This is a genomic window from Acinetobacter baumannii, from assembly GCF_009759685.1.
GTDB classification, from domain to species: domain Bacteria; phylum Pseudomonadota; class Gammaproteobacteria; order Pseudomonadales; family Moraxellaceae; genus Acinetobacter; species Acinetobacter baumannii.
This window is the reverse complement of record NZ_CP046654.1, coordinates 346,091-371,324: the sequence shown is the minus strand read 5'-3', so window position 1 is coordinate 371,324 and position 25,234 is coordinate 346,091. Positions and strand designations below refer to the sequence as shown.

Here is a 25,234-nt window from a genome sequence, read left to right as displayed (position 1 = left end):
AATAGTAAAAAAACGAGCTTCGGCTCGTTTTTTTATATCTAAAAATAAAAGAGCTACATAAGTAGCTCTTTTATTTTGTTCTTAAACTTTATTCATCTGGATAGGCAATTTTTTTCAATGCTTTAATGTCAGCATCAGGTGAGCATAAAGAAATAAACTCATAACCATAACCACGTAATAAATGGCCTTTGCGAACAGCAATCCATGTGGTGTTGACACCAAAGATATCAGTTTTAATTTGTTTTAAACGATAGTCACGTTCTGCATCGTAAGCGACATCATTGACAATTCCAACGCCCATGCCGAGTTCAACGTAAGTTTTGATAACATCGGCATCAAGAGCAGACATTACAATATCGGCATCAATTTGTGCATCTTCAAATGCTTTATCGATCTTTGAACGACCTGTAAAACCGCCGTGATAAGTAATCAGTGGGTATTCAGATAAAGCATCAAGATCAATTTTATCGAGCTGTGTAAGTGGGTGATCTTGAGGAGTAATAATGCTGTGCTGCCATTGATAATATGGAATGCTTGCTAAATTTTCTTCAGTTGTTAAAGACTCTGTCGCGATGCCAATATCAGCTTCACCTTGTAAAAGCATTTCTGCAATTTCGACAGGGCTTGCTTGTTGCAAAATCAAATGAACTTTTGGAAATAGTTTCTTAAATTGATTGACGATTGGTGGTAATACATAACGTGCTTGAGTATGTGTTGTTGCAATCGTTAAAGTACCTTCGTCCACTTTATTAAAGTCATCGGCAAGACGTTTAATATTTTCAGCATCTACAAGCATGCGTTCTACAATGCTAAGGAGTGATTGACCGGGTTCAGTTAAACCCAGCAGACGTTTACCTTTACGGACGAAAAGTTGTACGCCTAATTCATCTTCTAAATCTTTAATATGTTTACTTACACCTGATTGAGAGGTGTATAACGCGGCAGATGCTTCCGTTAAATTAAAGTTTTGGCGTACTGTTTCTCGGATAATTCTTAATTGTTGAAAGTTCATTTACACTTTTCCTCAAAAGAGGTGAGGAACGGCTTTAAATACCGCGAGATGGCTCCTCACCAAATAATTCCTTAAGCAACTTGATCTGCAAATAGGTGAAGTTGAGATGCACTTACCCAAACAGTTTGATTTGGTTTAAATGCATGTTGTTTTGCAGCTTCACTGCTCAGAGCAATCTCAATTAAACGTCCATTACGATCTTGTAATTCCGCCACTACTTTTCCAGCAATCCAGACTTCACGTACAAAAGTTGCTTCAATTGTATTTGCCTGTGGTTGCGCATGAATATGTAACTCATCCGGACGGGCAAAAGCAATTACTTTTCCTTGCGGTGCCTGAACTGTGGTCGGTAATTCGATACGATCATTGCCAATACGGATAATACCGCTTGCATGTTCACCTTCAAAACGATTTGCTTGACCCAAGAAATCAAATACAAATGGCGTTGCAGGTTTTTCGTAAACTTCGCGCGGAGAACCAATTTGTTCGACGTTACCTTTATTCATCACAATAATTTGGTCGGCTACTTCAAGTGCCTCTTCTTGGTCATGGGTTACGAAAATTGAAGTGATATGCAGCTCATCATGCAAGTTACGTAACCAGCGGCGTAATTCTTTACGAACCTTAGCATCTAGTGCACCAAATGGTTCATCAAGCAATAACACACGAGGTTCCACGGCAAGTGCACGAGCTAAGGCAATACGTTGGCGTTGACCACCAGAAAGCTGGGCTGGGTAACGGTCTGCTAAAAAGCCCAATTGAACCAAATCAAGCAGACGAGTCACACGTTTTTTAATTTCGGCTTCCGATGGGCGTGTGGCACGAGGACGGACACGTAAACCAAAAGCAATATTGTCAAATACGGTCATATGACGGAATAAAGCATAGTGCTGAAAAACAAAACCGACCTGACGTTCACGGACATGTACATTGGTTGCATCTTCGCCTTCTAGTAAGACTTGACCACCATCTGCTGATTCTAAACCCGCAATAATACGAAGTAGCGTCGTTTTACCGCAGCCAGATGGGCCGAGTAAGGCAACCAGTTCACCCTCTGGGAAATCGAGTGAAATATTTTTAAGCGCATGGAATGCACCAAAGTGTTTTTCAATATTTTTAACTTGAATACTCATGATTTCATTCCTTACGAATCAGTTGAATGCGGTTCTGGTTTGTCTTGATGTAGTTCTAACCAGGTTTTTAAAATCAGTGTTAATAGTGCCAAGAAAGCAAGTAGTGAGGACACCGCAAAAGCTGCACTAAAGGTGTACTCGTTATATAAAATTTCGACATGTAGAGGCAGGGTATTGGTCTCACCACGGATGTGGCCGGAAACTACTGATACTGCCCCAAACTCACCCATTGCACGGGCATTACACAAAATCACGCCGTAAATCAGACCCCATTTAATGTTAGGGAGTGTGACTTTCCAAAAGGTTTGCCAACCTGAGGCACCGAGTACAATCGCTGCTTCCTCTTCTTCAGTTCCTTGCGCTTCCATAAGTGGAATTAACTCACGCGCCACAAATGGAACTGTAATAAAGATGGTCGCTAAAACAATGGCAGGTACGGCATATAGAATCTTGATGTCATGTTCCATGAGCCAACCGCCTAACCAGCCTTGAGCACCGAAAATCAGTACAATCATTAAACCTGCAATAACAGGTGAAACCGAAAAAGGCATATCAATAATGGTGGTTAAAATTGCTTTACCTTTAAACTGAAATTTGGAAACAGCCCATGCAGCGGCAACACCAAATATCACATTAATCGGAACGGCAATTGCTGCGGTCAATAGTGTTAATTTCACTGCTGATAATGTATCTGGATCAATTAAAGCTTGAACATAGACTTCAAGGCCTTGTTTAAATGCTTCAACAAAAACCAGAATAAGTGGCAGCATGAGGCAGCTAAGGAAAAAAATCAGTGCAATTGTAATGAGCGTATAACGTACCCAGGTTGGTTCACGTGTCGCGTCACGAGATTGCAATTTCAAGGCAAGTGCATTGCTGTCGGTATGTAGGTTCATGTGACATTTCTCCCTGTACGACGGTTTGCCCATGCTTGAAGTAAGTTAATGACAAATAAAATAATGAAAGAGAGAACCAACATCACTGCTGCAATAGTCGTGGCACCTGCATAGTCATATTCTTCTAGGCGAGAAATGATCATAAGCGGAGCAATTTCAGTTTTAAACGGCTGGTTACCTGCAATGAAAATTACAGAACCATATTCACCTACACCGCGAGCAAACGCTAAAGCAAAGCCTGTAAATAGGGCGGGGAGTAATATTGGTAAAATAATTTTAGTAATGGTCTGCCAACGATTTGCACCGAGTGCGGAAGCTGCCTCTTCAAGTTCAGTTTCAATATCACTTAATACCGGTTGAACGGTTCGAACAATAAAAGGAATACCGATAAACACTAAAGCTAGCGTAATCCCGATAGGGGTATATGCAACCTGAATACCAAGTGGTTCTAAATATTGACCGATCCAGCCTGTAGGCGCATAGAGTGAGGTCAACGCAATGCCTGCAACCGCTGTTGGAAGTGCAAAAGGTAAGTCCACTAAGGCATCAACCAGACGCTTTCCGGGAAAGTTATAACGGACAAGGCACCAAGCTAAAAGTAGCCCAAAAACAACATTAATAAACGCCGCAATTAAGGCTGAACTAAAGCTGAGTTGAAGCGATTTTAAAATACGCTCAGAGGTTAAAATTTCCCATAGTCCGTCCCATCCGATTCCAAATGATTTGATAAAGACTGCGGCTAATGGAATAAGCACAATAAAAGAAACGTAAGCGAGGGTGAAGCCCAATGATAGACCAAACCCAGGCAGCACTCGGGATCGCTGCGACATGATATTTCCTCAAAGAGAAAAGCCTGCTGAAATCAGTAAGCGAATAAATAAAGATAAACGGCGCGGTATAAAGCTAGGTATTAAGCAAATTTCAAAGAGAAATGTGTCTTTACCGGATCAATAGATGAGTGGCTACACATCGAGTCTTCAGGAAGTAGATGATTCAGTAAGTCAGGAAACGGACCGAAGCCTGAAGCAACATTAATATGACCGACTTGTCCAAGGTTAATCGGGGTTAATTGCCAAGATTTCGCAAGCTGTAAAGCATCAAAAAAGTCTAACCATGGATCATTTTCACTAATGAGTAGCGTTGCAGGCACATTAATTTTTAGCTGATGAAAATAATCTTTGTAGTCAGTCAAACTATGACGGGCAAATCCCGCTTCACCAAAACGTGCCGGATTTGCAGGAGCAACCAAAATCAGTTTTTTAACTTGAAGTTGTAACTCTGGATGCTCTGCTAAGGCAGCAACACTAGTTAGGCAGCCGAAACTATGCGCAACAATTTGGACTGGTGCTTGTACTGCTTGAACTGTGTTAACGAATTGCTCAATCCATTCGCTTAATACGGGTCTATCCCAGTTCTTTTGCTCAACGCGAGAACTAGACACGAGTTGACGCTGCAACCAAGATTGCCAATGTTGATGTTCACTTCCACCTACACCCGGAACAATTACAGTGTGTGTCATGTCTGTTCTCCTTATCGTTAGAACAAAGAATTACTTCTCTGCACTATTGATTTTCACGATTTGATCGAAAACACCACCATTATCAAAGTGTTGCTTTTGTACTTTTGTCCAACCGCCAAACTCTTTATCAATGGTGACAAGTTTCAATGGCTTAAATACATTGCTATATTTTTTGAGTACAGCTGCATTGCGAGGACGGTAGAAATTACGTGCTGCAATTTCTTGACCAGCAGGTGAGTACAAATAGTTGAGGTAACCTTTTGCAATAGTTAAGTTGCCTTTTTTCGCTGCATTTTTTTCAACAATTGCAACTGGTGGCTCAGCCAAAATAGATAAAGATGGCGTCACAATCTCAAACTTGCCAGGTTGTTCACGGATAGCTAAATGTGCTTCATTTTCCCAAGCCAGTAATACGTCACCAATTCCGCGTTCAGCAAATGTAGTGGTTGCACCACGGGCACCTGAATCTAAAACTTTGGTGTGTTTATAAATTTGGCGAACAAACTCTTGCGCTTTTGCATCGTTACCACCTGCTTGATGTTTTGCCCAAGCCCAAGCTGCAAGATAGTTCCAACGTGCACCACCAGAAGTTTTCGGGTTTGGCGTAATAATTTCCACGCCTGGCTTGATTAAGTCACCCCAATCTTTAATTTGTTTAGGGTTACCCTTACGAACTAAAAACACGATAGTTGATGTGTACGGAGTAGAGTTTTGCGGTAACTTTTTCTGCCAGTCTGTTGGAAGCAATTTTGCTTTTTCAGCAATTTCATCAATATCAGCAGCAAGTGCTAATGTCACAACATCTGCATTTAAGCCGTCGATTACAGCGCGGGCCTGTTTACCAGAACCACCGTGTGATTGTTTAAACTCAATATCTTGACCGGTACGCTGTTTCCAGTAAGTACCAAACTGTTTATTGAAATCTGTATATAACTCGCGAGTTGGATCGTAAGAAACGTTTAAGAATTCTTGAGCTGCAAACGATGAAACAGAAAGTAATGCAGCAATAACCCCGACTTTTAACTGAGAAAAACGCATGAGATAACCCCTCAAAAAATACGAAATGTTCAAAACATGAACGCAGAATAGCGCTAGTCTTTATTCTAAAAAAATAATAAAAAACGAATTTAATATGAAAAATATAGAAATAATAAAAATGGATAAGTTATTCTTAAATCTTGATATATAACAAGTTTCAAAAGTTTCTCTTAAATCGGTATAATTTTTTAAAATCAGTCATTTATTAATTAAATGAAAGGTGTTGTATTGTTGGGTGGTTTTAAATAAAGGACGGATTAAGCATGTGGTGTTTTAAAAATGGACAACCTGTAGAGACCATTCCTTTATTGGACCGGGCATTTCATTATGGGGATGGCTGCTTTACCACAATTCGTGTTTTTCAAAATAAGATTGAGCTTAAAGCACGGCACTGGGAACGTCTAAAACTTGCTTGCCAAAAATTATCTTTGGTTGCAGATTTTGAGTTAATCGAACAAAGTTTGCAGCATCTCCAAAATCAGAATCTCGTGCTCAACGGGACTTTAAAAATTGTGATTAGCCGTGGTGAAGGTGATCGTGGCTATAGTTTGCCAAAGCATGCGGCAGATATTTATATCTGGTTTTATCCAAAAGCATTGGAGCAGTTCCAGCCAGATTTTATACAGTGTGGTGTTTTAAATCAGGCTTTAGGTTTAACCATGCCGAGTTTAGTTGGGCTTAAATCCTTAAACCGTCTTGAGCAGGTATTGCTAAAAAAAGAAGCAGATCAACAAGGCTGGGTTGAAGCTTTAGTAACTGATGTACAAGGTTATATTGTTGAAGGGGTAAGCAGTAATTGTTTTATTCGTTTAAATGATAGATGGATTACTCCGGAACTTCGCTATAATGGCGTCCACGGTGTGATGCGTGCAGAAATTTTGGCGCGTATGCAGCACTACGGAATTGCCTGTGAAGTCAGAATAATTGAGCTAGATGAAGTACCACAAATACAGAGTCTATTCTTTTGTAATGCTTTACATCCAATGCGAGTAGTTACTCAAATCAGTGAACAAATTCTAGAGTCACAGGCGTGCCTAAATTTATTTCATACTCTTAACTTGAATCAGATTCATTAATATGCCGAAGCCACCTGTGAATGCGAAAGCAAAAAATGCTAAAAAAAAGGGCAAGAAAACAGCATCTAATTTTCCAAAAAAGTTAGTGCTGATTGGCTGTTTTATCGTTTTAATTTCTATTTTTGCTATTTTATGGTCAAGTTTATTTAAAGCTTATCCTATTGAAGGGAAAAAGCAGATGCTATCGATCACATCAGGTGAGACCTATTCTGGTTTTATTGATCGCTTAGCCAAAGAAAATAAAATCCATTTCCCAATTGTACTTAAGCTTTATCAAAAGTTTATGATTCATGACAGTATGAAAGCTGGTGTATATGAGATAGAGCAGGGAATGAGCGTAAGACAAGTATTAGAGATGTTATCTGATGCTGATAATGCCCAGATGAACCGTGTTCTAGTGATTGAAGGAACAACTTTTAAGCAGCTGATTACAGCACTCAAAAATGATAAAAATGTAAAAAATACGATATTGGATTTACCAGATGACCAGCTTATGAAGGCTTTAGGTATTCCTTATCATCATCCTGAAGGTCTGTTTGCACCCAACACTTATTTCTTTGCTAAAGGTGAGACCGATAAGAAAATCCTGACTGATTTATACCATCGTCAAATGAAAGCCTTAGATGCGGCTTGGGCAAAGCGGGCACCGAATTTACCTTATAAAGATAAGTATGAAGCTTTAATCATGGCTTCTATTGTTGAAAAAGAAACGAGCCTCGATAGCGAACTTACACAAGTTTCAGGGGTTTTCGTGCGCCGTTTAAAACTCGGTATGCGTTTACAGACTGATCCAACCGTAATTTATGGTATGGGTGCAAACTATAAGGGGAACATTACTCGCGAAGACTTACGTACACCAACACCATATAATACCTATACAATTAACGGGTTACCGCCAACTCCAATTGCGCTGCCAAGCCAAAAAGCCATTGAGGCTGCGTTACATCCAGATGATTCAAATAACATCTATTTTGTAGCGACTGGTAATGGTGGACATAAATTTACGGCAGACTTGCAAGCACATAACCAAGCAGTGCAAGAGTATTTATCCGTGTTGAGATCGAAGAAATAAGGAAAAGAGATGTTTATTAGCTTTGAAGGCACGGAAGGGGTAGGCAAAACTACACTCATTCGAAAAATTCATCAGCATTTTGAAGAACAAGGTAAACAAGTTGTTTTAACTCGAGAGCCGGGTGGAACACCGCTCGCAGAACAAATCCGTTCGATGCTTTTAGCAGTGAATCATGATGAAAATATGAGTCATGATACTGAACTGCTCTTAATTTATGCGGCACGAGCTCAACACTTACAACAAGTTATTTTACCGGCATTAGAGTCTAATAAAATTGTATTAAGTGATCGTTTTACCGATGCGAGTTTTGCTTATCAATGTTCCGGTCGTGGTTTAAGCCAAGACAAATTACAGCTTTTAAACCAGAACTTCGTTTCACGCATGCCAGAAGTGACTTTTTGGTTAGATGCACCAATTGAACTTGGTATGAACCGTGCACGTGAACGCGGAGCTTTAGACCGTTTTGAACAGGAAAAGTTAAGCTTCTTTACCAAGGTTCGTGAAGGATATGAAACCTTATGGAAAGCTGAGCCTGAGCGTATTAAACGTTTAGATGCTACACAAAGTCCTGATCAGGTATTCGAGCAAGCTTTGCAATATTTAGCATAAGCTATGGGATTAGCCACTCTCATATTTTTGGGGAGTGGTGAAAAATGACAAGAAATCTGGTTTTAAACGTCATAGAAAATATTGGGCAGTATCTTATGCTATTTTAATTACTGTCTAAAATTGAAGAATAACAAGGATGAAAAGCTCAAAAGAAGAAATTGTGGCATTTCTTGAAAAGGAATTCCCACAAAGTTTGGAACATTGCACGATTGAATCAGTGACTTCTAAAGCTGCCGTTGTTTATTATCACGTTGACCAAAGACATCAACGTCCGGGTGGTACTATATCTGGCCCGACTATGATGACTTTGGCAGACTTTGCTTTATATATTGCAATACTCGGTGAAATTGGAATTATTGGTTTAGCTGTAACCACCAATTTTAATATTAATTTCCTGAGAAAACCCGCAGGTGATCAAGACTTGCGCAGTGAATGTAAGCTCATGAAAGTAGGAAAGAGCTTAGTCGTAGGTGAGGTCTGGATTTATTCAGTAGGGCAAGAGGAACCCGTGGCACATGTGACCGCGACTTACTCAATTCCTCCTAGACCATAAATCTTAAGTAATAAAAAAGCACGGCATGAACCGTGCTTTTTATAAAGAGACTATTTATACACTAGTATTCACCAAAGGTTGCTCTACTGCAAAGTTTGGAGGCGTCAGAACCGTTTTACGAATCTCACTCGAAGTTTCCGGATAATCAAGTGTGTAATGTAAGCCACGTGATTCTTTACGGTGCATAGCACAACGAACAATCATTTCAGAAACAAGTACAAGATTACGCAGTTCAATCAGGTTTTTGCTGACACGATAATCTTGATAATATTCAGTAATTTCGCGCTTTAGCATTTCAATACGGTGTAAAGCACGTTCTAAACGTTTTGTGGTTCTTACAATACCAACGTAGTTCCACATGGTCGAACGTAACTCATCCCAGTTTTGTAAAATCACGACATCTTCATCTGGATTGGTTACTTGAGAATCGTCCCAAGTGGGTACTTCCGGTAATTTGAAGTTTTTATCAAACTTACTTTCGATATCTTTTGCTGCACTCATGCCATAAACGAAGCATTCAAGTAATGAGTTACTCGCCATACGGTTTGCACCATGTAAACCTGTATAAGAGGTTTCACCAATTGCATATAGACCTTCAATATCAGTCTGGCTATTTGAGTCAACCACAACACCACCACAGGTATAGTGTGCAGCCGGCACCACCGGAATCATGTCTTTAGTGATGTCGATACCTAGCTCAAGCAATCGTGCATAAAGTGTAGGGAAGTGCTCTTTAATAAAATCCGGTGATTTGTGTGTAATGTCTAACCACACATGGCGAATACCGAGACGCTTGATTTCATGGTCAATGGTACGTGCCACAATATCGCGAGGAGCCAACTCTGCACGATCGTCAAAACGTAGCATAAAACGTTCGCCATCTGGCAAACGTAAGTAAGCACCTTCACCACGCATGGCTTCAGTAATTAAGAAAGAACGTGCTTGCGGATGGTAAAGACAGGTTGGATGGAACTGGTTAAATTCCATATTGGCAACACGGCAACCTGCACGGTATGCCATCGCAATACCGTCACCAGTAGCAATATCCGGATTAGACGTATAAAGGTAAGCTTTCATTGCGCCACCGCAAGCAAGTGCGGTAAATGGGGCAAGGAAGGTATGAACTTTTTCAGTACTTTCATCTAGTGCATACAAACCAATAGCGCGATTCGCTTGATCTGTATGACCCAATTTATGCGACGTGATTAAATCAATCGCAATATAGTTTTCAAAAATAGTGATATTTTTACGTTCTTTGGCGCGTTCAACCAAAGTGGTTGAAATAGCTTTGCCAGTTGCATCAGCAGAATGAATAATACGGCGCTGCGAATGGCCACCCTCACGAGTCAAATGAAGCTGTTCATCTTCATCTAAGGTGAACTGAACGCCTTGCTTTAAAAGGAAATCAACAGAAGGGCGACCGCCTTCTACAGTATGTTGGACTGCATCCATTTCACATAAATGAGCACCTGCAATCATAGTGTCATTAATGTGTTGTTGAATAGAGTCAGTTTCATCAAGTACTGCAGCAACACCACCTTGTGCATAGAAGGTACTTGCTTCAGTTAAAGCAGCCTTAGCTAAAACTGCAATATTAAAATGACTTGGTAACGATAAAGCCAGACTTAAACCAGCACCGCCACTGCCCACAATAATCACGTCAAAGTGGTGAATTGTCTGTTGATTAGGCATGTCCATTCGCATCAATTTAAAACGTCCGCTAATGACACCCCTTTTTACCTAAAAAGGCAAGAGCTTAAGCGCTCTAAGTCACAGAAAAATTGCAATTAGCTTAAAAAATTGCAATGTGTAAAATAAACGTGATGAGGATGCCTTACAAATAAACATATTGTTACGCACAATTCCAAAGCATTGTGATACAAAAGTTTTATTCTTATTCTCGTAGACCAATTGTGGGTGAGCACCGAATGAAATCTCGCTATTTACAACAAGGAATGTATGCAGCGGTATTTACAGTTGCTGCTGTTCAAGCAAATGCTGCTGTTGATTTTTCAAACCTCGTTGAACAAGTTAGTCCGGCTGTGGTGAGTGTAAACGTTGTAAAAAAAATGACTCAGGATGAACTGTTACAACAGCAAGTTCCTGAAATTTTAAAACGTTTCTTTGGTAATCAGGTTATCATTCCACAGCAACAAGGTCCTCAAGAGAAAACCGCATATGGTAGCGCGTTCTTTATTAGTAAAGACGGTTATTTACTTACGAACCACCATGTAATTGAAAATGCTTCCCGCATCAGTATTACTTTAAATGACCGTCGTGAAATAGATGCAACAGTGGTCGGTAGTGATGAGCGGACAGACGTTGCATTATTAAAGGTAAACGGAACTAACTATCCTGCTTTACGAGTAGGAAATGTTGACCGTTTACGTGTAGGAGAGCCGGTTTTAGCAATTGGTTCACCATTTGGTTTTGATTATTCAGCTTCGGCAGGTATTGTTAGCGCTAAATCACGTAACATGAGCGGTGAAACCTCTGTACCATTTATTCAAACCGATGTGGCGTTGAACCCTGGTAACTCAGGGGGGCCATTGTTTAACCAAAATGGTGAAGTTGTCGGGGTGAACTCACGTATCTTTAGTGGTACGGGGGGGTATATGGGCTTATCTTTCTCTATTCCAATTGATGTTGCGATGGATGTAGCTGAACAGCTTAAAACGAAAGGGAAAGTGACTCGTTCATACCTAGGCGTTATGATGCAAGATATTGACCGTAACCTTGCAGATGCCTATAAATTGCCTAAACCGGAAGGTGCTCTGATTACTCAGGTTTCTCCAAATTCACCTGCTCAAAAAGCAGGGCTTAGAGCTGGCGATGTTATTCTAAAATTAAATGGTGCTTCTGTACTGCGTACTAGTGATTTGCTTTATGCATTAAATAAAGTACAACCAAACCAAACTGTTCAGTTTGAAGTTTTACGTGATGATAAAACCCGAAATATCTCGGCAACACTAGCAACTGCACCTGATGAAACACCAGCTACCGGTAATCAAGCCTCTGCTTCTAAAGGTCCAGTATTGGGAATGAGTATTCGTGATCTCGCTGTGCCAGAGAAAAATGCTTTAGGTATAAAAGGCGGTATTTATGTACAAGATGTTCGCCGTGGTGGATTAGCATCATTGTCAAATATCATTCCTGGCGATGTGATTATTCAGGTTAATAATACTCAGATTTTGAATAGTCAGGATTTTGCAAAAGTTGTTTCGAATTTGCCGAAAAATACAGTTGCGCGAGTTGGGATTATTCGTCAAGGACAACGAGCAATGCTTGGTTTACGTATTCAGTAAAATATTATAAAAATGAACCACCCTGAAAATGGGTGGTTTTTTATTATTTGTATTCGGCATAATGTTCGATCTAGCTAATTAAATTTTAGCTTTGAATTTAATGATTAAAGTGGGTGTTTTGTGAGCAGTATTTTCGATTTACATATTCAGGTTCAGCCACAGCATATTGATGCTTTAGGGCATGTTAACAATGTAATGTATGTCCAGTGGATGCAAGACGTCGCTGCTGCTCATGTGGAAACATTAGGGGTAGGAGTAACCAAATATCTAGAGCTAAAACATGCAATGGTTGCGGTTGAACACCATGTGCAATACCGTAAAGCTGCGTTTGAAGGTGAAGAAATTGTACTGCGGACATGGCTAGATGATATTAATGCTCTATATTCATTTCGTCAGTATGCCTTTTTCCGTCCTTCTGATCAGGCAATTTTGTTCGTCGGAAATACCAAATGGGCATGTATTGAAATCGCTTCAGGTCGACCTAAACGTATGTCGCCGACTTTTACACAGGCTTATAAACCTCTTGATTCAAGTATAAATCCTTTAGATTTTACTGTTTCATATGCCCGATAATCAGAAGCATTACTTGTACTTTGAATTATCATTTTTTAAAACATAAGTACAAAGCTCATGAATTTTGGATACTTTAAAATATCCATCTGCTATAATCTCTCGCAATTTGTTAAACCGCTTTGGCTATGTATTAAAACAAGCTACATAGCACTTTATATTTTCTCAAGGTAGCCCATGGCGCAAGCTAAAAAATCCGTTGATATCAAAAATATCCGAAATTTCTCGATTATCGCTCATATTGATCATGGTAAGTCTACTTTGGCTGACCGTTTTATTCAGATGTGTGGTGGCCTGCAAGATCGTGAGATGCAAGCTCAGGTCTTGGACTCAATGGAGCTCGAGCGTGAACGTGGGATTACCATTAAAGCTGCTTCGGTGACGTTGTACTATACTCATCCAAACGGGCAGGAATATCAGCTTAACTTTATTGATACTCCGGGACACGTTGATTTCTCTTATGAAGTATCTCGTTCATTAGCTGCTTGTGAAGGTGCGTTATTGGTTGTTGATGCTGCACAAGGTGTAGAAGCACAATCAGTTGCAAACTGTTATACCGCTATTGAGCAAGGTCTCGAAGTTCTTCCAATTTTAAATAAAATTGATTTACCGCAAGCAGAGCCTGAGCGCGTTATTCACGAAATTGAAGAAATTATCGGTATTGAAGCAACCAATGCACCTACATGTTCTGCAAAAACAGGCTTAGGCGTTGAAGGTGTTTTAGAAACATTAGTTGATGTTATTCCTGCTCCTACAGGTGACCGCGAGGCTCCTTTACAGGCATTAATCATTGACTCATGGTTTGATAACTATTTAGGTGTTGTCTCTTTAGTTCGTATTAAAGATGGTCGTATCCGCAAGGGCGACAAAATGTTGGTTAAATCTACTGGTCAGACTCACATTGTTACATCGGTAGGTGTATTCAACCCTAAACATACTGAAACTGGCGTGCTTGAAGCTGGTGAAGTAGGCTTTGTTATCGCGGGTATTAAAGATATTTTTGGTGCGCCGGTAGGTGATACCATCACGCTTTCAACAACCCCTGAAGTAGCTTCACTTCCTGGTTTTAAAAAGGTTAAACCTCAGGTTTACGCAGGCCTTTTCCCAATTGATGCAAGCGATTTTGAACCATTCCGCGAAGCCTTACAAAAACTACAGATCAATGACTCGGCTTTATTCTTTGAACCTGAAAGTTCAGATGCGCTTGGTTTTGGTTTCCGTTGTGGTTTCTTGGGCATGTTGCACATGGAAATCGTACAAGAGCGTTTAGAGCGCGAGTATGACCTTGATTTGATCAGCTCAGCGCCAACGGTAGTGTATGAAGCTGTTACTAAAAAAGGCGATACGATCTATATTGATAGTCCATCTAAAATGCCGGATGGTTCTGTTGTTGAAGATTTGCGTGAGCCAATTGCAGAGTGTCATATTCTTGTACCGCAAGAGTACTTAGGTAACGTCATGACCCTATGTATTGAGCGCCGTGGTGTACAAAAAGACATGAAATTCTTAGGTAATCAAGTTTCAATTACTTTTGAAATTCCTATGGCTGAAGTGGTTATGGACTTCTTTGATAAGCTTAAATCATGTTCACGTGGTTTTGCTTCACTTGACTATAACTTTATTCGTTTTGAGAGTTCATCTTTAGTTAAGGTTGACGTGTTAATTAATGGTGAGAAGGTCGATGCGCTTGCAATGATTTGTCACCGTAATGATGCTCGTCATCGTGGTATTGCTTTAGTTGAGAAAATGAAAGATTTGATTCCACGTCAAATGTTCGATGTCGCAATTCAGGCTGCTATTGGTGCACAAATTATTGCTCGTTCGACCGTGAAGGCGATGCGTAAAAACGTTTTAGCAAAATGTTATGGCGGTGACGTGTCTCGTAAGAAGAAACTACTTGCGAAACAAAAAGAAGGTAAGAAACGTATGAAACAAGTGGGTAGTGTAGAAATCCCACAAGAAGCGTTCTTAGCTGTTTTGAAAGTAGAAAGATAAGAGAAAAGGCTGGGATGAACTTATATTCTCCCAGCCGCAAGGCAAGCAGCTAAGCTGCGAGTGAGGTCCTGTGGATTTTGATTTTAATTTAATTCTTGTTCCTGTTACGCTGATTTTATTTGCAGTGTGGTTGCTAGATAAGCTTGTTTTTAAACAGCGTGCAAATAAAGGGCGAGAGAACGAAAATTTTGTTATTACATGGGCCTATGACTTTTGGCCGGTTTTAGCTGTTGTGCTTGTACTTCGCTCATTTCTTTATGAACCATTTAATATTCCATCAGACTCTATGGTTCCGACCTTAGAGACTGGCGATTTTATTTTAGTTAATAAATTTGACTATGGTGTCCGTTTACCTATCGTCAATAAAAAAGTGATTGATGTCGGTGAACCGAAACGTGGTGATGTCATTGTATTCCGTTATCCACCACAACCTACTATTAGTTATATTAAACGTGTAATTGGCTTACCTGGTGACCATATTGTTTATGATCATGGACAATTGATTATTAATGGTCAAAAAATTCCTAAAGTACCAACACAGTTTAGTCGCGAAAAAGATGCTTTAGATACACCAACTTCTATTTATCATAAAGAAACAATTGGTGATCATACTTTTACGATGCGTGAGCTTGAAGGCGTAAATGTTGCGCGTCAGGCGCCATTTATCAACTATGTTGATAATGGTAAATATGCAAACCAAGACGGTTTATATTGGGAAGTAACAGTTCCGAAAGGACATTACTTTGCAATGGGGGATAACCGTGATCAAAGTGCTGACAGTCGTTTCTGGGGCTTCGTACCTGAAGAAAATTTAACAGGCCGAGCTTTCTATGTCTGGATGCATAAAGAACCTGGTTTCCACCTGCCAAGCTTTAACCGAAATGGGAAAATAGATTAAAAACAACCATTAGGAAAACAAAAATGCGTAAGGCACAACAGGGTACTTCGTATTTAGCAATTTTATTTGGGGTGGTCATATTTGCAATTGCGGTGAAAGCCGTACTTGCAGTTTGGCCAGCATATTGGGATGATCGTGTGATTAATAATCAGATTACAGAGCTTATGCAACAAAGCTCGGCTGATATCACACCCCAAAAGTTTATGACACAGATGGACCAACGACTGGAAATGAACAACATTCGTGATCTGCATTTTAAAGAGATTGCTGAAGTGTTTAACCAGCCAAGTCTAACAGTCAAAAAGAAATATGAGGTAAGAAAGCCTTTCTTACTGAATATTGATTTAGTTTTAACATTTGAGAAGAGTTTTGACAAAACATCAGTTCAAGCTAAGTGATCCTCGCTTACTCAGTCGAATCGGTTATCAATTTAAGCAGCCTGAATTGCTACAGTTGGCTTTGACTCATCGTTCAGTGAGTCATAAGTATAACTACGAACGTCTGGAATTTTTGGGCGATTCACTGTTGGGGATGATTATCGCCAATTATTTATACCATGCGTACCCTCATGAAAATGAGGGGCGACTAACGCGTATGCGCGCGACTTTAGTACGTCAGGAAGCATTAGGTAAAATTGCAACCGATTTGCAACTTAGTCGATGTTTAATATTAAGCACAGGCGAGTTGAAATCTGGTGGTCATCATCGTGAGTCAATATTGGCTGACACAGTGGAGGCCATTATTGGTGCAATTTATCTTGATAGTAGTGATCTGAACCTACTTAAAGATATTGTGTTAAAATGGTATACGCCTTATTTAGATCATATTGAGCCAACAGATCAACTCAAGGATCCAAAATCACGTTTACAAGAGTATCTACAAGCACGTAAAAAACCTCTCCCTGTTTACGAGGTTGTAGATATTCAGGGTGATGCGCCTCATCAGCACTTTAAAGTCGAATGTTTGGTAGATGGTTTATCAAAAATTCATGGTGAGGGGTCAAGTCGTCGTTTTGCCGAGCAGGCAGCAGCGGCGGAAATTTTAAAGTTATTGGAGCAATAACCTGCATGTCGATGCATTCTGATCAAATCAATCCAGATTCAAACGAAAACCAAGATCCAAACAATCTGATTGATCAATTTTTTAGTTCCAAAGGCGTTACAATTCCTTCGGATTTTAAGAGCGGATTTGTGGCGATTGTAGGACGTCCAAATGTGGGTAAATCTACCCTCATGAACCATTTATTGGGCCAAAAACTCTCTATTACTTCACGTAAACCTCAAACGACACGCCATAAAATTATTGGTATTGATTCGCGTGAAAAAATGCAAGCGGTTTATGTCGATACCCCAGGTATGCATAAGAAAGAAGTACGTGCAATCAATAAAATGATGAACCGTGCTGCGCATTCTGCGTTACGTGACGTGAATTTAGTCTTATTTGTTATTGATGCCCACAAGTGGACTCAAAATGACGATTTAGTTCTTGATAAACTTAAGAATGCTGATATGCCAGTTATTTTGGTGATTAATAAAGCTGATACTTTTGGAGATAAGAGAGAGATTCTCCCTTTAATTCAAGAACGTGCCAAACTTATGAATTTTGCTGAGATTGTTCCTGTTTCTGCACTCCGTGGAGCAAACTTAGAGCACTTAAGTGAAACGATTGAAAAATATCTTCCTTATCAGCCACCTTTATATTCATTCGATCAAATTACGGACCGTTCAGAGCGCTTCTTGGCAAGTGAAATCATCCGTGAAAAAATCATGCGTCAGTTGGGTGAAGAGCTACCTTATGATTTAACAGTACAAATTGAATCTTTCAAAACGGAAGAGGCAACTGTTAATGAAAAAACTGGTCGTTTAAAACCAGCATGTACCTATATTGATGCAACTATTTTTGTGGATCGTCCTGGTCAAAAAGCAATTGTGATTGGTGAAAAAGGTGCCAAGCTTAAAACAATTGGCATGGATGCACGTAAAGACATGGAAAAAATGTTCGAACAAAAGATCATGCTTACCTTATGGGTTAAGGTCAAAGGTGGTTGGTCTGATGATGAACGTGCTTTAAAAAGTTTAGGATATAGTGATATCTAAAAAGTAGGGAATACTGGTATGAAAGCAATTACATCAATATTGATTATCGTTGGATGTACATTGATGTTGCAAGGTTGTGTATATAAGCTTGTAACCGTACCAGTAGGTATTGCTTATAAAACGACTAAAGGTGTAGTGAAGGGTACAGCTGCTGTTGTAGGGGCTGTAATTCCTGATGATGACGATAAAAAAGAAAAAGAATCTGAGGAATAGTTTCTTTTTATGATGCGCAATGAAGTCCTACATGGATATATGATTCACCATCGTAAATACCGTGAAAAAAGCCATATTGTGCATCTCTTCACTCAAGAATATGGGCGGGTTGATGGTATTTTAAGACAGACTCCGCCTCCTCAATATCAGCCAATCCGTTTGCAAGCCACAGGCAAAAGTGAGCTCAAAAATTTTACAAAGCTGGAAATACTAAATCAGCCGGTTTTCTTTTTTGGCGATGCTTTTTTTGCAGGGTTCTATTTAAACGAAATTGTTCTTAGACTTTGCCCACTAGAAGAGGCAATGCCACAAACTTTTGAACAATACCAGTTAACGCTGCTTCAACTCCAGCAGCTATCTTCTCATGAAAATCCGGATTTATTTCTTAGACAGATCTTGAGGCAATTTGAGCATATCTTGCTTGCAGAGCTAGGCTATGCGATTGATTTTTCAATTGATAGCTCACAAAAAGAAATTTTGCCTCAACAGTTTTATCAGTTTCAAGTGACTGAAGGATTTGCCCCCGTTGTTCAGGCAAGACGCTCATCGTTGTCAGGAAAAGCAATTTTATCCATGCTGGATTATGAGCAGGGACAGGATTTTTCTCACGAACAATTGCAATTATTAGGTAAACTATACCGTCAAATGATTACATCGCTTTTAGGTGACCGTCCCCTAAAAAGTCGACAATTGTGGATTCAAAATACTCAAACTCAATCGTAATTAGGATTTTTTTATGGCTGCATTGCTTGGTGTAAACATAGACCATGTTGCTACTTTAAGACAGGCGCGCGGTACTGCTTACCCAGACCCTGTAGAAGCTGCTCTTATTTGTGAACAAGCGGGTGCAGAGGGGATTACTTTGCATTTGCGTGAAGATCGCAGACATATTCAAGATGATGACGTGCGCCGTATGCGTCCATTATTGAAAACACGTATGAATCTTGAAATGGCCGTAACTGATGAAATGGTTGAGTTTGCGAAAGAAATTCAACCGCAACATGTGTGTTTTGTACCAGAACGACGCCAAGAAGTTACAACAGAAGGCGGTTTAGATGTAGTGGGTAACTTTGAAAAAGTTAAAGCTGCAACTCAAGCTTTAGCTGCCATTGGTTGTGATGTTTCACTCTTTATTGATGCTGATTTTGCTCAAATTGATGCAGCAATTGCTTGTGGAGCGCCTACTATTGAATTACATACTGGGGCTTATGCAGATGCAACAACAGAGCAAGAACAACAAGAAGAACTTGCTCTCATCGTAAAAGGTGTGGAATACGCAGCTTCAAAAGGTTTGGTTGTAAATGCTGGTCACGGTTTGAATCTGAAAAATATTGCTCCAATTGCGGCAATTCCACAAATTCATGAGTTAAATATTGGTCACTCAATTATTGCGGAAAGTGTTTTTGTTGGACTAGTACAGGCGGTGAAAGACATGAAAACAGCGATTCAGGCAGCAGGATAAGTAGTAATGTCGAGTATCAATTACGATGAATTAATGCAGCCTGTATTAGCATTTTTAGGGTGCCAAACCCCAAAAGAATGGTTGGATGAGGCCGTTAATAATTTAGACATCTTGATGCAAGATCATGCTAACTGTGAGAAAAAGGCAGCGGGTACAGCCATGAACTTGATGTTCCGCTATAGTTTTTTCACGGACCTACAAGTTAAGCTTGCCCAGCTTGTACGTGAAGAAATGCTTCACTATGAACAAGTTCTAGAATTTATGACAAAACGTGGGCAAGAGTGGAAAGGTTTAAGTGCTGGACGCTATGCAGGTGGCTTACGAAAAGAAATCCGCACATATGAACCAGAAGCTCTAATTGATGTACTCGTGATTGGGGCTTTTGTAGAAGCACGTTCATGTGAACGCTTTTATGCGCTTGCTCCGCGTGTTGATGATGAGTTAGGACGCTATTACCGTTACTTGCTTAAGTCAGAATCTCGTCATTTTGAAGACTATTTAGCATTAGCGCTTGACGTCGCAAAAACTGCCAAAATGAAAGATCCTGAAGAAGATATTCAACAGCGTATTGAACATATCCGTGAAGTTGAAAAGAATCTGATTTTGACTCCAGATGATACTTTCCGTTTTCATAGTGGTATCCCTGCATAAGCTTGGATACCTCAAGTTAAAAAGTTTACCTTTCACGGTAAACTTTTTTATTAAGTAGCTCTAACTTCTAAATAGTTTGAGCCGATATTTAAGGTTAAGTAAGGACCATTTTTTAGTTTTTTAATGCATATCATTATTTAATAAATATATTTTTTACAGATTTAAATTTCTCTTAAAATTTTTAAAAAAACTTTTATTTTTTTAGGCTAATAATAAATATTGTGTAAATATAAAGGCTGATATGTTCATCATGAGTTCAACTGAAACAGTTGATTATTTCTAAGGATATAAGAATGTTAGCATTAGTTACAGGCGCATCAGCAGGTTTTGGTTATAGTATTTCAAAAAAACTGATTGAGTCAGGCTATAAAGTTATTGGATGTGGAAGACGCGCAGAAAAATTAGAAGAACTACAAAAACAGCTTGGCGAAAATTTCTACCCACTCGTATTTGATATGACTGATACGGCAGAAAATATAAATAAGTTATTTAAAGAATTACCAAATGAATTTCAAATCGATCAAATTGATTTATTAGTGAATAATGCAGGCTTGGCATTGGGTCTAGAGCCAGCAGATAAAGCGGATTTAGATGATTGGTACACCATGATTGATACCAATGTTAAAGGCCTTGTTACGGTTACCCGATTAATTTTACCAAGTATGGTAAAGAAGAAATCAGGCTTAATCATTAATATGGGTTCAATTGCAGGTACATACCCATATCCAGGTGGTAATGTATATGGAGCAACAAAAGCTTTTGTAGAGCAGTTTAGTTTAAATCTACGTGCAGATTTGGCTGGTACTGGCGTGCGAGTAACGAATATTGAACCAGGGTTGTGTGGTGGTACCGAATTTTCTCTTGTACGTTTTAAGGGAGATCAGGAGAAAGCTAACAGTCTATACGATAAGAAAAATCCAATTTTGCCGGAAGATATTGCAAATACAGTAGCATGGATCGCATCACAACCACCGCATATTAATATTAACCGTATAGAAATGATGCCAACGACTCAGACTTTTAACCCTTTAAAAGTTGTAGAAGTGGAATAATGTAATTTTAAAAAGATCTAAGCGTAGAAGGTCACCTAAGTTTAGAAATGATGATTCAATCTGGTAAATATTCGAATTATGAAAAGCAAATCCTCTACACGCAGTAGGGGATTTTTTATAGGTATACTTTAATAGAGAGTAATAAAAAAGCCCGCTTTAATGCTGCGGGCTTTTTAGTATTTGGCTCTCCCACCTGGGCTCGAACCAGGGACCTGCGGATTAACAGTCCGTCGCTCTACCGACTGAGCTATGGGAGAATCTGCATGCGATTATAAGGAGATTTTGACAAGGGTCAAGTAAAAATCGTCATGTTTCATTCATTTTTGTGTTGTATGCTTTTTATTTGATCAGTTGAAAGGTGAGACCATAAATTACTTGCACTTTGAAAATTCAATTGCTAGATTCAGAAAAGAACAAGCGTTTGGAGTAATCCAAACAGTGTGGATTTAAACCAACTTGCCAGCACTAAAATGGCTAAATCGGAGATAAGTATGAAAACACTTACTGTTGCTTCTATTTTTTCTAATTTTGATTTTTATCAACGCAATTATCTCAATATTTTAAATCAACCAGAATCTTATTACACACCTGTAGAAGATGCATGGATCGATGCTTTTCCATTTAAAAAACAAGATTTGTACTTAGGTGACTTACTACAACTCTGGTTTAGTTCAAAATGGGATGTGCATACTTCATTGAAAGTTTTAAAGTGTTCCAAGGTATTAGATCAATCTAAACCTCTCTATATTTTCCAGCTCGAAGGAGAATTATTCCTAGGTAAAAATAAAGTTTTAGCTTGGTCTACTCAGCATCATGAAGTGATAGAGCTTCAACTTAAGAATATTTGGGCACCTTATGTGGTTGCGAAAACTTGTGACCGCCCAGATATTCCTTACTTAATGAAAAAGGCAGCCGTTTAAAGCTGCCTTGGTTTTTATGGTCGAATAATCATGCAGGTTGCTGTTGCATAAGCATAAAGTTTGCCTTCTTCATCAGTAATTTTTCCTTCGGAAATACCTAAATTTTTACTTAAATTGATCACTTTACCTGTGGCAATTAAAACCTGATTCTGTGGAAGAGGGCGGCACATTTTCACATTAAGATCTATGGTTCCATAACCCACACCAGCAGGTAGCATTGTATGTACAGCACAGCCAGTCACTGAATCTAGAACAGTTGCAGCAAAACCACCATGTACACCACCTAAAGGATTTAGGTGATTATGATCTGCTTGTGCTTTGAAAGTTACAGATCCTTCTGAAATCTCAGTAGGTTGCATCGGAATAGTTTTGCTAATACTGGCAGGTGGAATATGACCTTCAATCATGGCTTGTAAAAATTCGAGGCCTGTCATTTCCATAGGATTTTTCATTTTTTGAGTCCTTCAGTTATTAAAGTTCTAAAATGGAACTTGATGTTAAATTAGGCGTTAAATTAATTATTGTCAAGTTGAAGTGAATAGAAAGATAGGTCACTTATAGTTTATAAACTTGTAAAATTTGGTTGAGCAGAATATTTTATAACCCTAAAAATATAAACTTTTTGTGGAAAATAATAATGAACGGACAGTGTTTATGTGGTGAAACAGCTTTCGAAGTTGAGTTAAAAAATCATGATGTACATGTTTGCCATTGCTCGATGTGTCGTAGACAAACCAGTGGTGTCATTATGACAGTTGATGTAGTTAAAGGTAGTTTAAAGTTTATTCAGCAAAAGCATCTTAGTGTATTTAACTCTTCTGAATGGGGTGAAAGAGGCTTTTGTAACGCTTGTGGAACAACAATTTTTTGGAGAACAAAAGATCAAAGTTACTGCAATATCAATGTGTTTTCTTTAAATGAACCAGTAAAAGATTTGAAATTAGATATGGAAATTTTTTATTGATTCAAAACCTGATTTTTATAATTTTCAGAATGATACAAAAAAACTGACTGAGGCTGAGGTGGCAGCTTTATTTAATTTAGAATAATTTTAATTATAAAAAGGCCTCAATTTTGAGGCCTTTTTAAAATTTCTAAGTTAATTTTCAAAGAAATATGAAATTAGAATTGGGTATAGAACTAATTACTAAAATTAGTGTTTTCAGGAAAAAAGAAATAGTTGGAGTAAAAATTATTGAGAAGACTTCCGATTGTAGGAAAAAGTCTTAGTTTTATAATTTAAAAGGTAAATAATATTTCAGGAAAATTATGTAATTAAAATAATTACTTTTAAACATTCTTAATAAAATAAAATTAAATCAGTTAGTCTTAAGAGTAACTAAATCTCGCCAATATTTATTAAATCGAATAAAATAATTTTAAAATTAATACTTTTAAATTATTGATAGAAAATGATAGATACTAAACCTCTTATAGCAATTGATCTTGGAACCAGTAACTCACTAGTTGGTATTTTTGAAAATGGTCAGTCCAAACTTATTAATAATCCTTATGGTATGAAAACTACGCCCTCAGCTATTGCATTGGATGAGCAAGGGCAAATCTTAATTGGACAAGCTGCATTAGAGTTAAGAAGTCGTGGTAAAGAGGTATTAACTAGTTTTAAGCGGTTAATGGGTACCTCAAAAAGATTAAAATTAGGTCAGCAGAGCTTTTCAGCAGTTGAATTGTCTTCATTGATATTAAAATCTCTTAAACAGGATGTGGAGCAGGCTTTGCAATGTGAAGTAGAGGAAGCCGTGATTACGGTGCCTGCTTACTTTAACGATATCCAACGTCAAGCCACTATATCTGCTGCAGAACTTGCGGGTTTAAAAGTTAGTCGACTCATTAATGAACCTACTGCAGCTGCTCTAGCATATGGTTTAGGGCAAACGCAGGATAGTTGTTTCCTGATTTTTGATTTAGGAGGGGGAACCTTTGATGTCTCAATTGTTGAGTTGTTTGATGGCATCACTGAGGTGCGAGCTAGTGCAGGAGATAATTATTTAGGTGGAGATGACTTTGTTCAGTTGTTAATGAAACAATACTGGAAACAGCATGCAACTATTTTTGGCTATACTGAAAATACTATTCCATTTGATATTGAAACAGCATTAAGAGCTAGAGCACAACATAGTCTTCATGTTTTAAGTAAAGAAGCGAAAACAGATTTAATATTTAAATGGGAAGATAAAGAGGCCACCCTAGAAATTACTCAAGAAGAATTCGCAGTATGGGCCGAACCATTATTGCTTAGATTACGCCGCCCACTAGAGCGTGCCTTGAGAGATGCTAGAGTCCTGCCTCAACAGGTTGACCAGATTATTATGGTAGGTGGTGCGACACGTATTCCAGTTGTTCGCAAATTAGTAACAAAATTATTTGGTCGTTTTCCGTCGACAAGTGTCCAACCTGATGAAGCAATTGTACGTGGTACCTGTGTACAAGCAGGTTTAAAAGCAAAAGATGTATCTTTAAAAGAAATTGTTTTAACAGATGTTTGCCCATTTAGTTTAGGGATTGCAGTGGAAAATGATGAGCAGTTTTCACCTATCTTAGAGCGCAATATTGTAATTCCTGCCAGTAAGGTAAATACGTATACTGCGATGAATAAAGGGCAGAGAGAAATTATTGTTAAGATTTATCAGGGCGAACATCGACTGTGTAAAGAAAACATTTTTTTAGGTGAGCTCAATGTGCCTTTACCTCCAAATAATGACTATTTATCTATTGAGGTGCGATTCTCTTATAATCCAAATGGTATTTTAGAAGTTGATATAGAAGTTCCAAGCACAGGAGAAAAGCTCCAAAAAGTGATTGTTAATCATCAAAATGTAATGAGTACGGAACAAATAGAGCAGGCCCGTCAACAGTTGCAGGAATTGAAAATACATCCTCGTGATACTTTAATGAATAAGAGCTTATTATTACGAGCAGAGCGTTTATTTAGTGAATATACAGGAGATCTACGTTTACAGATTGGAGAGCGAACACAACAATTTAATTATATTCTAAATCTGCAAGATCCAAGACAAATACGTGAGGCACAACAACATTTCGAAGCTTTTCTTAATGAAATTGAAGATTTAAGTTTGTTTGAAGAGTATTAATTTATATCTCCTTGTATGAATTCTTTGTTAGATACATACAAGGGGATATTT

27 protein-coding genes, 1 tRNA gene and 1 pseudogene are annotated in these 25,234 nt (G+C 38.7%); 20 read left to right on the top strand and 9 right to left on the bottom strand.

Annotated elements, in window-relative coordinates; translation table 11 throughout:
* Positions 1–88: 88 nt before the first annotated feature.
* The 6 genes from GO593_RS01835 to GO593_RS01810 all read right to left on the bottom strand — a co-directional run bounded on the left by GO593_RS01835 (position 89) and on the right by GO593_RS01810 (position 5,598).
* The gene (locus GO593_RS01835; protein ID WP_001011052.1) at positions 89–1,012 is read right to left on the bottom strand and encodes a CysB family HTH-type transcriptional regulator; all 924 of its coding nucleotides are present in this window, start codon (positions 1,010–1,012) and stop codon (positions 89–91) included.
* A gap of 71 nt (positions 1,013–1,083) precedes the next feature.
* On the bottom strand, positions 1,084–2,145 hold the full coding sequence (locus GO593_RS01830) for a sulfate/molybdate ABC transporter ATP-binding protein (protein ID WP_000027499.1): 1,062 nt from the start codon (positions 2,143–2,145) through the stop codon (positions 1,084–1,086).
* Positions 2,146–2,156: 11 nt separating this feature from the next.
* Complete coding sequence (gene cysW / locus GO593_RS01825) at positions 2,157–3,041, bottom strand: sulfate ABC transporter permease subunit CysW (RefSeq protein WP_001048807.1); 885 nt, start codon at positions 3,039–3,041, stop codon at positions 2,157–2,159.
* Positions 3,038–3,871 carry a sulfate ABC transporter permease subunit CysT gene (cysT, locus tag GO593_RS01820; RefSeq protein WP_000083115.1) on the bottom strand — a complete coding sequence of 278 codons (834 nt, stop codon included), beginning with the start codon at positions 3,869–3,871 and terminating at the stop codon, positions 3,038–3,040. The genes cysW and cysT overlap by 4 nt, the downstream gene beginning before the upstream one ends.
* Before the next feature lie 80 nt (positions 3,872–3,951).
* Positions 3,952–4,560, bottom strand: coding sequence for an RBBP9/YdeN family alpha/beta hydrolase (locus GO593_RS01815; RefSeq protein WP_000149917.1), 609 nt, complete (start codon positions 4,558–4,560; stop codon positions 3,952–3,954).
* Positions 4,561–4,590: 30 nt separating this feature from the next.
* Positions 4,591–5,598, bottom strand: a complete 1,008-nt coding sequence (locus GO593_RS01810) for a sulfate ABC transporter substrate-binding protein (RefSeq protein ID WP_001212600.1) — start codon at positions 5,596–5,598, stop codon at positions 4,591–4,593.
* Positions 5,599–5,861: 263 nt separating this feature from the next.
* Between GO593_RS01810 and pabC the strand changes: the two genes are divergently transcribed.
* The 4 genes from pabC to GO593_RS01790 all read left to right on the top strand — a co-directional run bounded on the left by pabC (position 5,862) and on the right by GO593_RS01790 (position 8,908).
* Complete coding sequence (gene pabC, locus GO593_RS01805; protein ID WP_000263427.1) at positions 5,862–6,674, top strand: aminodeoxychorismate lyase; 813 nt, start codon at positions 5,862–5,864, stop codon at positions 6,672–6,674.
* A 1-nt stretch (position 6,675) separates the two neighbouring features.
* A complete protein-coding gene (mltG, locus tag GO593_RS01800; protein ID WP_001125860.1) occupies positions 6,676–7,746 on the top strand; it encodes an endolytic transglycosylase MltG in 1,071 nt (356 codons plus the stop codon).
* Positions 7,747–7,755: 9 nt separating this feature from the next.
* The gene (gene tmk / locus GO593_RS01795) at positions 7,756–8,355 is read left to right on the top strand and encodes a dTMP kinase (protein WP_000470763.1); all 600 of its coding nucleotides are present in this window, start codon (positions 7,756–7,758) and stop codon (positions 8,353–8,355) included.
* Positions 8,356–8,491: 136 nt separating this feature from the next.
* Entirely contained in the window at positions 8,492–8,908 is a 417-nt protein-coding gene (locus tag GO593_RS01790; RefSeq protein ID WP_000842540.1) for a PaaI family thioesterase, read from the top strand.
* Between the two features lie 54 nt (positions 8,909–8,962).
* On the opposite strand, the gene nadB is transcribed toward GO593_RS01790, so the two are convergent.
* A complete protein-coding gene (nadB, locus tag GO593_RS01785) occupies positions 8,963–10,606 on the bottom strand; it encodes an L-aspartate oxidase (protein WP_000367531.1) in 1,644 nt (547 codons plus the stop codon).
* Positions 10,607–10,836: 230 nt separating this feature from the next.
* Between nadB and GO593_RS01780 the strand changes: the two genes are divergently transcribed.
* The 12 genes from GO593_RS01780 to GO593_RS01725 all read left to right on the top strand — a co-directional run bounded on the left by GO593_RS01780 (position 10,837) and on the right by GO593_RS01725 (position 21,150).
* On the top strand, positions 10,837–12,213 hold the full coding sequence (locus GO593_RS01780; RefSeq protein ID WP_000842416.1) for a Do family serine endopeptidase: 1,377 nt from the start codon (positions 10,837–10,839) through the stop codon (positions 12,211–12,213).
* 120 nt (positions 12,214–12,333) lie between these two features.
* Positions 12,334–12,786 carry an acyl-CoA thioesterase gene (locus GO593_RS01775; protein WP_000094834.1) on the top strand — a complete coding sequence of 151 codons (453 nt, stop codon included), beginning with the start codon at positions 12,334–12,336 and terminating at the stop codon, positions 12,784–12,786.
* Between the two features lie 174 nt (positions 12,787–12,960).
* Complete coding sequence (gene lepA / locus GO593_RS01770; protein WP_000035781.1) at positions 12,961–14,778, top strand: translation elongation factor 4; 1,818 nt, start codon at positions 12,961–12,963, stop codon at positions 14,776–14,778.
* Positions 14,779–14,848: 70 nt separating this feature from the next.
* Positions 14,849–15,676 carry a signal peptidase I gene (gene lepB, locus GO593_RS01765; protein WP_000344903.1) on the top strand — a complete coding sequence of 276 codons (828 nt, stop codon included), beginning with the start codon at positions 14,849–14,851 and terminating at the stop codon, positions 15,674–15,676.
* Between the two features lie 23 nt (positions 15,677–15,699).
* Entirely contained in the window at positions 15,700–16,074 is a 375-nt protein-coding gene (locus tag GO593_RS01760) for a DUF4845 domain-containing protein (RefSeq protein WP_001224039.1), read from the top strand.
* Positions 16,046–16,738 (top strand): ribonuclease III, encoded by a 693-nt coding sequence (gene rnc / locus GO593_RS01755; RefSeq protein WP_000160699.1) that lies wholly within the window; start codon positions 16,046–16,048, stop codon positions 16,736–16,738. The genes GO593_RS01760 and rnc overlap by 29 nt, the downstream gene beginning before the upstream one ends.
* 11 nt (positions 16,739–16,749) lie before the next feature.
* Positions 16,750–17,772 carry a GTPase Era gene (era, locus tag GO593_RS01750; RefSeq protein WP_100223360.1) on the top strand — a complete coding sequence of 341 codons (1,023 nt, stop codon included), beginning with the start codon at positions 16,750–16,752 and terminating at the stop codon, positions 17,770–17,772.
* A gap of 18 nt (positions 17,773–17,790) precedes the next feature.
* Positions 17,791–17,985: an NF038104 family lipoprotein gene (locus GO593_RS01745; protein WP_001984672.1), complete on the top strand. Its 195-nt coding sequence runs from the start codon at positions 17,791–17,793 to the stop codon at positions 17,983–17,985.
* A 9-nt stretch (positions 17,986–17,994) separates the two neighbouring features.
* On the top strand, positions 17,995–18,708 hold the full coding sequence (gene recO, locus GO593_RS01740; protein ID WP_000985102.1) for a DNA repair protein RecO: 714 nt from the start codon (positions 17,995–17,997) through the stop codon (positions 18,706–18,708).
* A 13-nt stretch (positions 18,709–18,721) separates the two neighbouring features.
* Positions 18,722–19,447: a pyridoxine 5'-phosphate synthase gene (gene pdxJ / locus GO593_RS01735; RefSeq protein ID WP_000729411.1), complete on the top strand. Its 726-nt coding sequence runs from the start codon at positions 18,722–18,724 to the stop codon at positions 19,445–19,447.
* A gap of 6 nt (positions 19,448–19,453) precedes the next feature.
* Positions 19,454–20,098, top strand: coding sequence for a tRNA-(ms[2]io[6]A)-hydroxylase (gene miaE, locus GO593_RS01730; RefSeq protein WP_000095056.1), 645 nt, complete (start codon positions 19,454–19,456; stop codon positions 20,096–20,098).
* Positions 20,099–20,391: 293 nt separating this feature from the next.
* A complete protein-coding gene (locus GO593_RS01725) occupies positions 20,392–21,150 on the top strand; it encodes an SDR family oxidoreductase (protein ID WP_000880601.1) in 759 nt (252 codons plus the stop codon).
* A gap of 181 nt (positions 21,151–21,331) precedes the next feature.
* Here the strand turns inward: GO593_RS01725 and GO593_RS01720 are convergent.
* Positions 21,332–21,407: transfer RNA gene (locus GO593_RS01720), tRNA-Asn, on the bottom strand.
* A gap of 58 nt (positions 21,408–21,465) precedes the next feature.
* Between GO593_RS01720 and GO593_RS01715 the strand changes: the two genes are divergently transcribed.
* Positions 21,466–21,600, top strand: coding sequence for a hypothetical protein (locus tag GO593_RS01715; protein WP_085916973.1), 135 nt, complete (start codon positions 21,466–21,468; stop codon positions 21,598–21,600).
* Between the two features lie 41 nt (positions 21,601–21,641).
* Entirely contained in the window at positions 21,642–22,070 is a 429-nt protein-coding gene (locus GO593_RS01710; protein WP_000855168.1) for a hypothetical protein, read from the top strand.
* 14 nt (positions 22,071–22,084) lie between these two features.
* Here the strand turns inward: GO593_RS01710 and GO593_RS01705 are convergent, their stop codons facing one another.
* Positions 22,085–22,522 carry a PaaI family thioesterase gene (locus GO593_RS01705; protein ID WP_000795395.1) on the bottom strand — a complete coding sequence of 146 codons (438 nt, stop codon included), beginning with the start codon at positions 22,520–22,522 and terminating at the stop codon, positions 22,085–22,087.
* A 185-nt stretch (positions 22,523–22,707) separates the two neighbouring features.
* Here GO593_RS01705 and GO593_RS01700 point away from each other — a divergent pair.
* A pseudogene (locus GO593_RS01700) lies at positions 22,708–23,119 on the top strand (GFA family protein).
* Between the two features lie 363 nt (positions 23,120–23,482).
* On the top strand, positions 23,483–25,183 hold the full coding sequence (locus tag GO593_RS01695; RefSeq protein WP_000567437.1) for an Hsp70 family protein: 1,701 nt from the start codon (positions 23,483–23,485) through the stop codon (positions 25,181–25,183).
* The last annotated feature ends 51 nt before the right edge of the window (positions 25,184–25,234 follow it).

Bases quoted from the DNA above. Each gene is read 5' to 3' on its own strand.
- GO593_RS01835 (WP_001011052.1), bottom strand. From the start codon at position 1,012: ATGAACTTTCAACAATTAAGAATTATCCGAGAAACAGTACGCCAAAAC.
- GO593_RS01830 (WP_000027499.1), bottom strand. From the start codon at position 2,145: ATGAGTATTCAAGTTAAAAATATTGAAAAACACTTTGGTGCATTCCAT.
- cysW (WP_001048807.1), bottom strand. From the start codon at position 3,041: ATGAACCTACATACCGACAGCAATGCACTTGCCTTGAAATTGCAATCT.
- cysT (WP_000083115.1), bottom strand. From the start codon at position 3,871: ATGTCGCAGCGATCCCGAGTGCTGCCTGGGTTTGGTCTATCATTGGGC.
- GO593_RS01815 (WP_000149917.1), bottom strand. From the start codon at position 4,560: ATGACACACACTGTAATTGTTCCGGGTGTAGGTGGAAGTGAACATCAA.
- GO593_RS01810 (WP_001212600.1), bottom strand. From the start codon at position 5,598: ATGCGTTTTTCTCAGTTAAAAGTCGGGGTTATTGCTGCATTACTTTCT.
- pabC (WP_000263427.1), top strand. From the start codon at position 5,862: ATGTGGTGTTTTAAAAATGGACAACCTGTAGAGACCATTCCTTTATTG.
- mltG (WP_001125860.1), top strand. From the start codon at position 6,676: ATGCCGAAGCCACCTGTGAATGCGAAAGCAAAAAATGCTAAAAAAAAG.
- tmk (WP_000470763.1), top strand. From the start codon at position 7,756: ATGTTTATTAGCTTTGAAGGCACGGAAGGGGTAGGCAAAACTACACTC.
- GO593_RS01790 (WP_000842540.1), top strand. From the start codon at position 8,492: ATGAAAAGCTCAAAAGAAGAAATTGTGGCATTTCTTGAAAAGGAATTC.
- nadB (WP_000367531.1), bottom strand. From the start codon at position 10,606: ATGGACATGCCTAATCAACAGACAATTCACCACTTTGACGTGATTATT.
- GO593_RS01780 (WP_000842416.1), top strand. From the start codon at position 10,837: ATGAAATCTCGCTATTTACAACAAGGAATGTATGCAGCGGTATTTACA.
- lepA (WP_000035781.1), top strand. From the start codon at position 12,961: ATGGCGCAAGCTAAAAAATCCGTTGATATCAAAAATATCCGAAATTTC.
- GO593_RS01760 (WP_001224039.1), top strand. From the start codon at position 15,700: ATGCGTAAGGCACAACAGGGTACTTCGTATTTAGCAATTTTATTTGGG.
- era (WP_100223360.1), top strand. From the start codon at position 16,750: ATGCATTCTGATCAAATCAATCCAGATTCAAACGAAAACCAAGATCCA.
- GO593_RS01745 (WP_001984672.1), top strand. From the start codon at position 17,791: ATGAAAGCAATTACATCAATATTGATTATCGTTGGATGTACATTGATG.
- recO (WP_000985102.1), top strand. From the start codon at position 17,995: ATGATGCGCAATGAAGTCCTACATGGATATATGATTCACCATCGTAAA.
- pdxJ (WP_000729411.1), top strand. From the start codon at position 18,722: ATGGCTGCATTGCTTGGTGTAAACATAGACCATGTTGCTACTTTAAGA.
- miaE (WP_000095056.1), top strand. From the start codon at position 19,454: ATGTCGAGTATCAATTACGATGAATTAATGCAGCCTGTATTAGCATTT.
- GO593_RS01725 (WP_000880601.1), top strand. From the start codon at position 20,392: ATGTTAGCATTAGTTACAGGCGCATCAGCAGGTTTTGGTTATAGTATT.
- GO593_RS01710 (WP_000855168.1), top strand. From the start codon at position 21,642: ATGAAAACACTTACTGTTGCTTCTATTTTTTCTAATTTTGATTTTTAT.
- GO593_RS01705 (WP_000795395.1), bottom strand. From the start codon at position 22,522: ATGAAAAATCCTATGGAAATGACAGGCCTCGAATTTTTACAAGCCATG.
- GO593_RS01695 (WP_000567437.1), top strand. From the start codon at position 23,483: ATGATAGATACTAAACCTCTTATAGCAATTGATCTTGGAACCAGTAAC.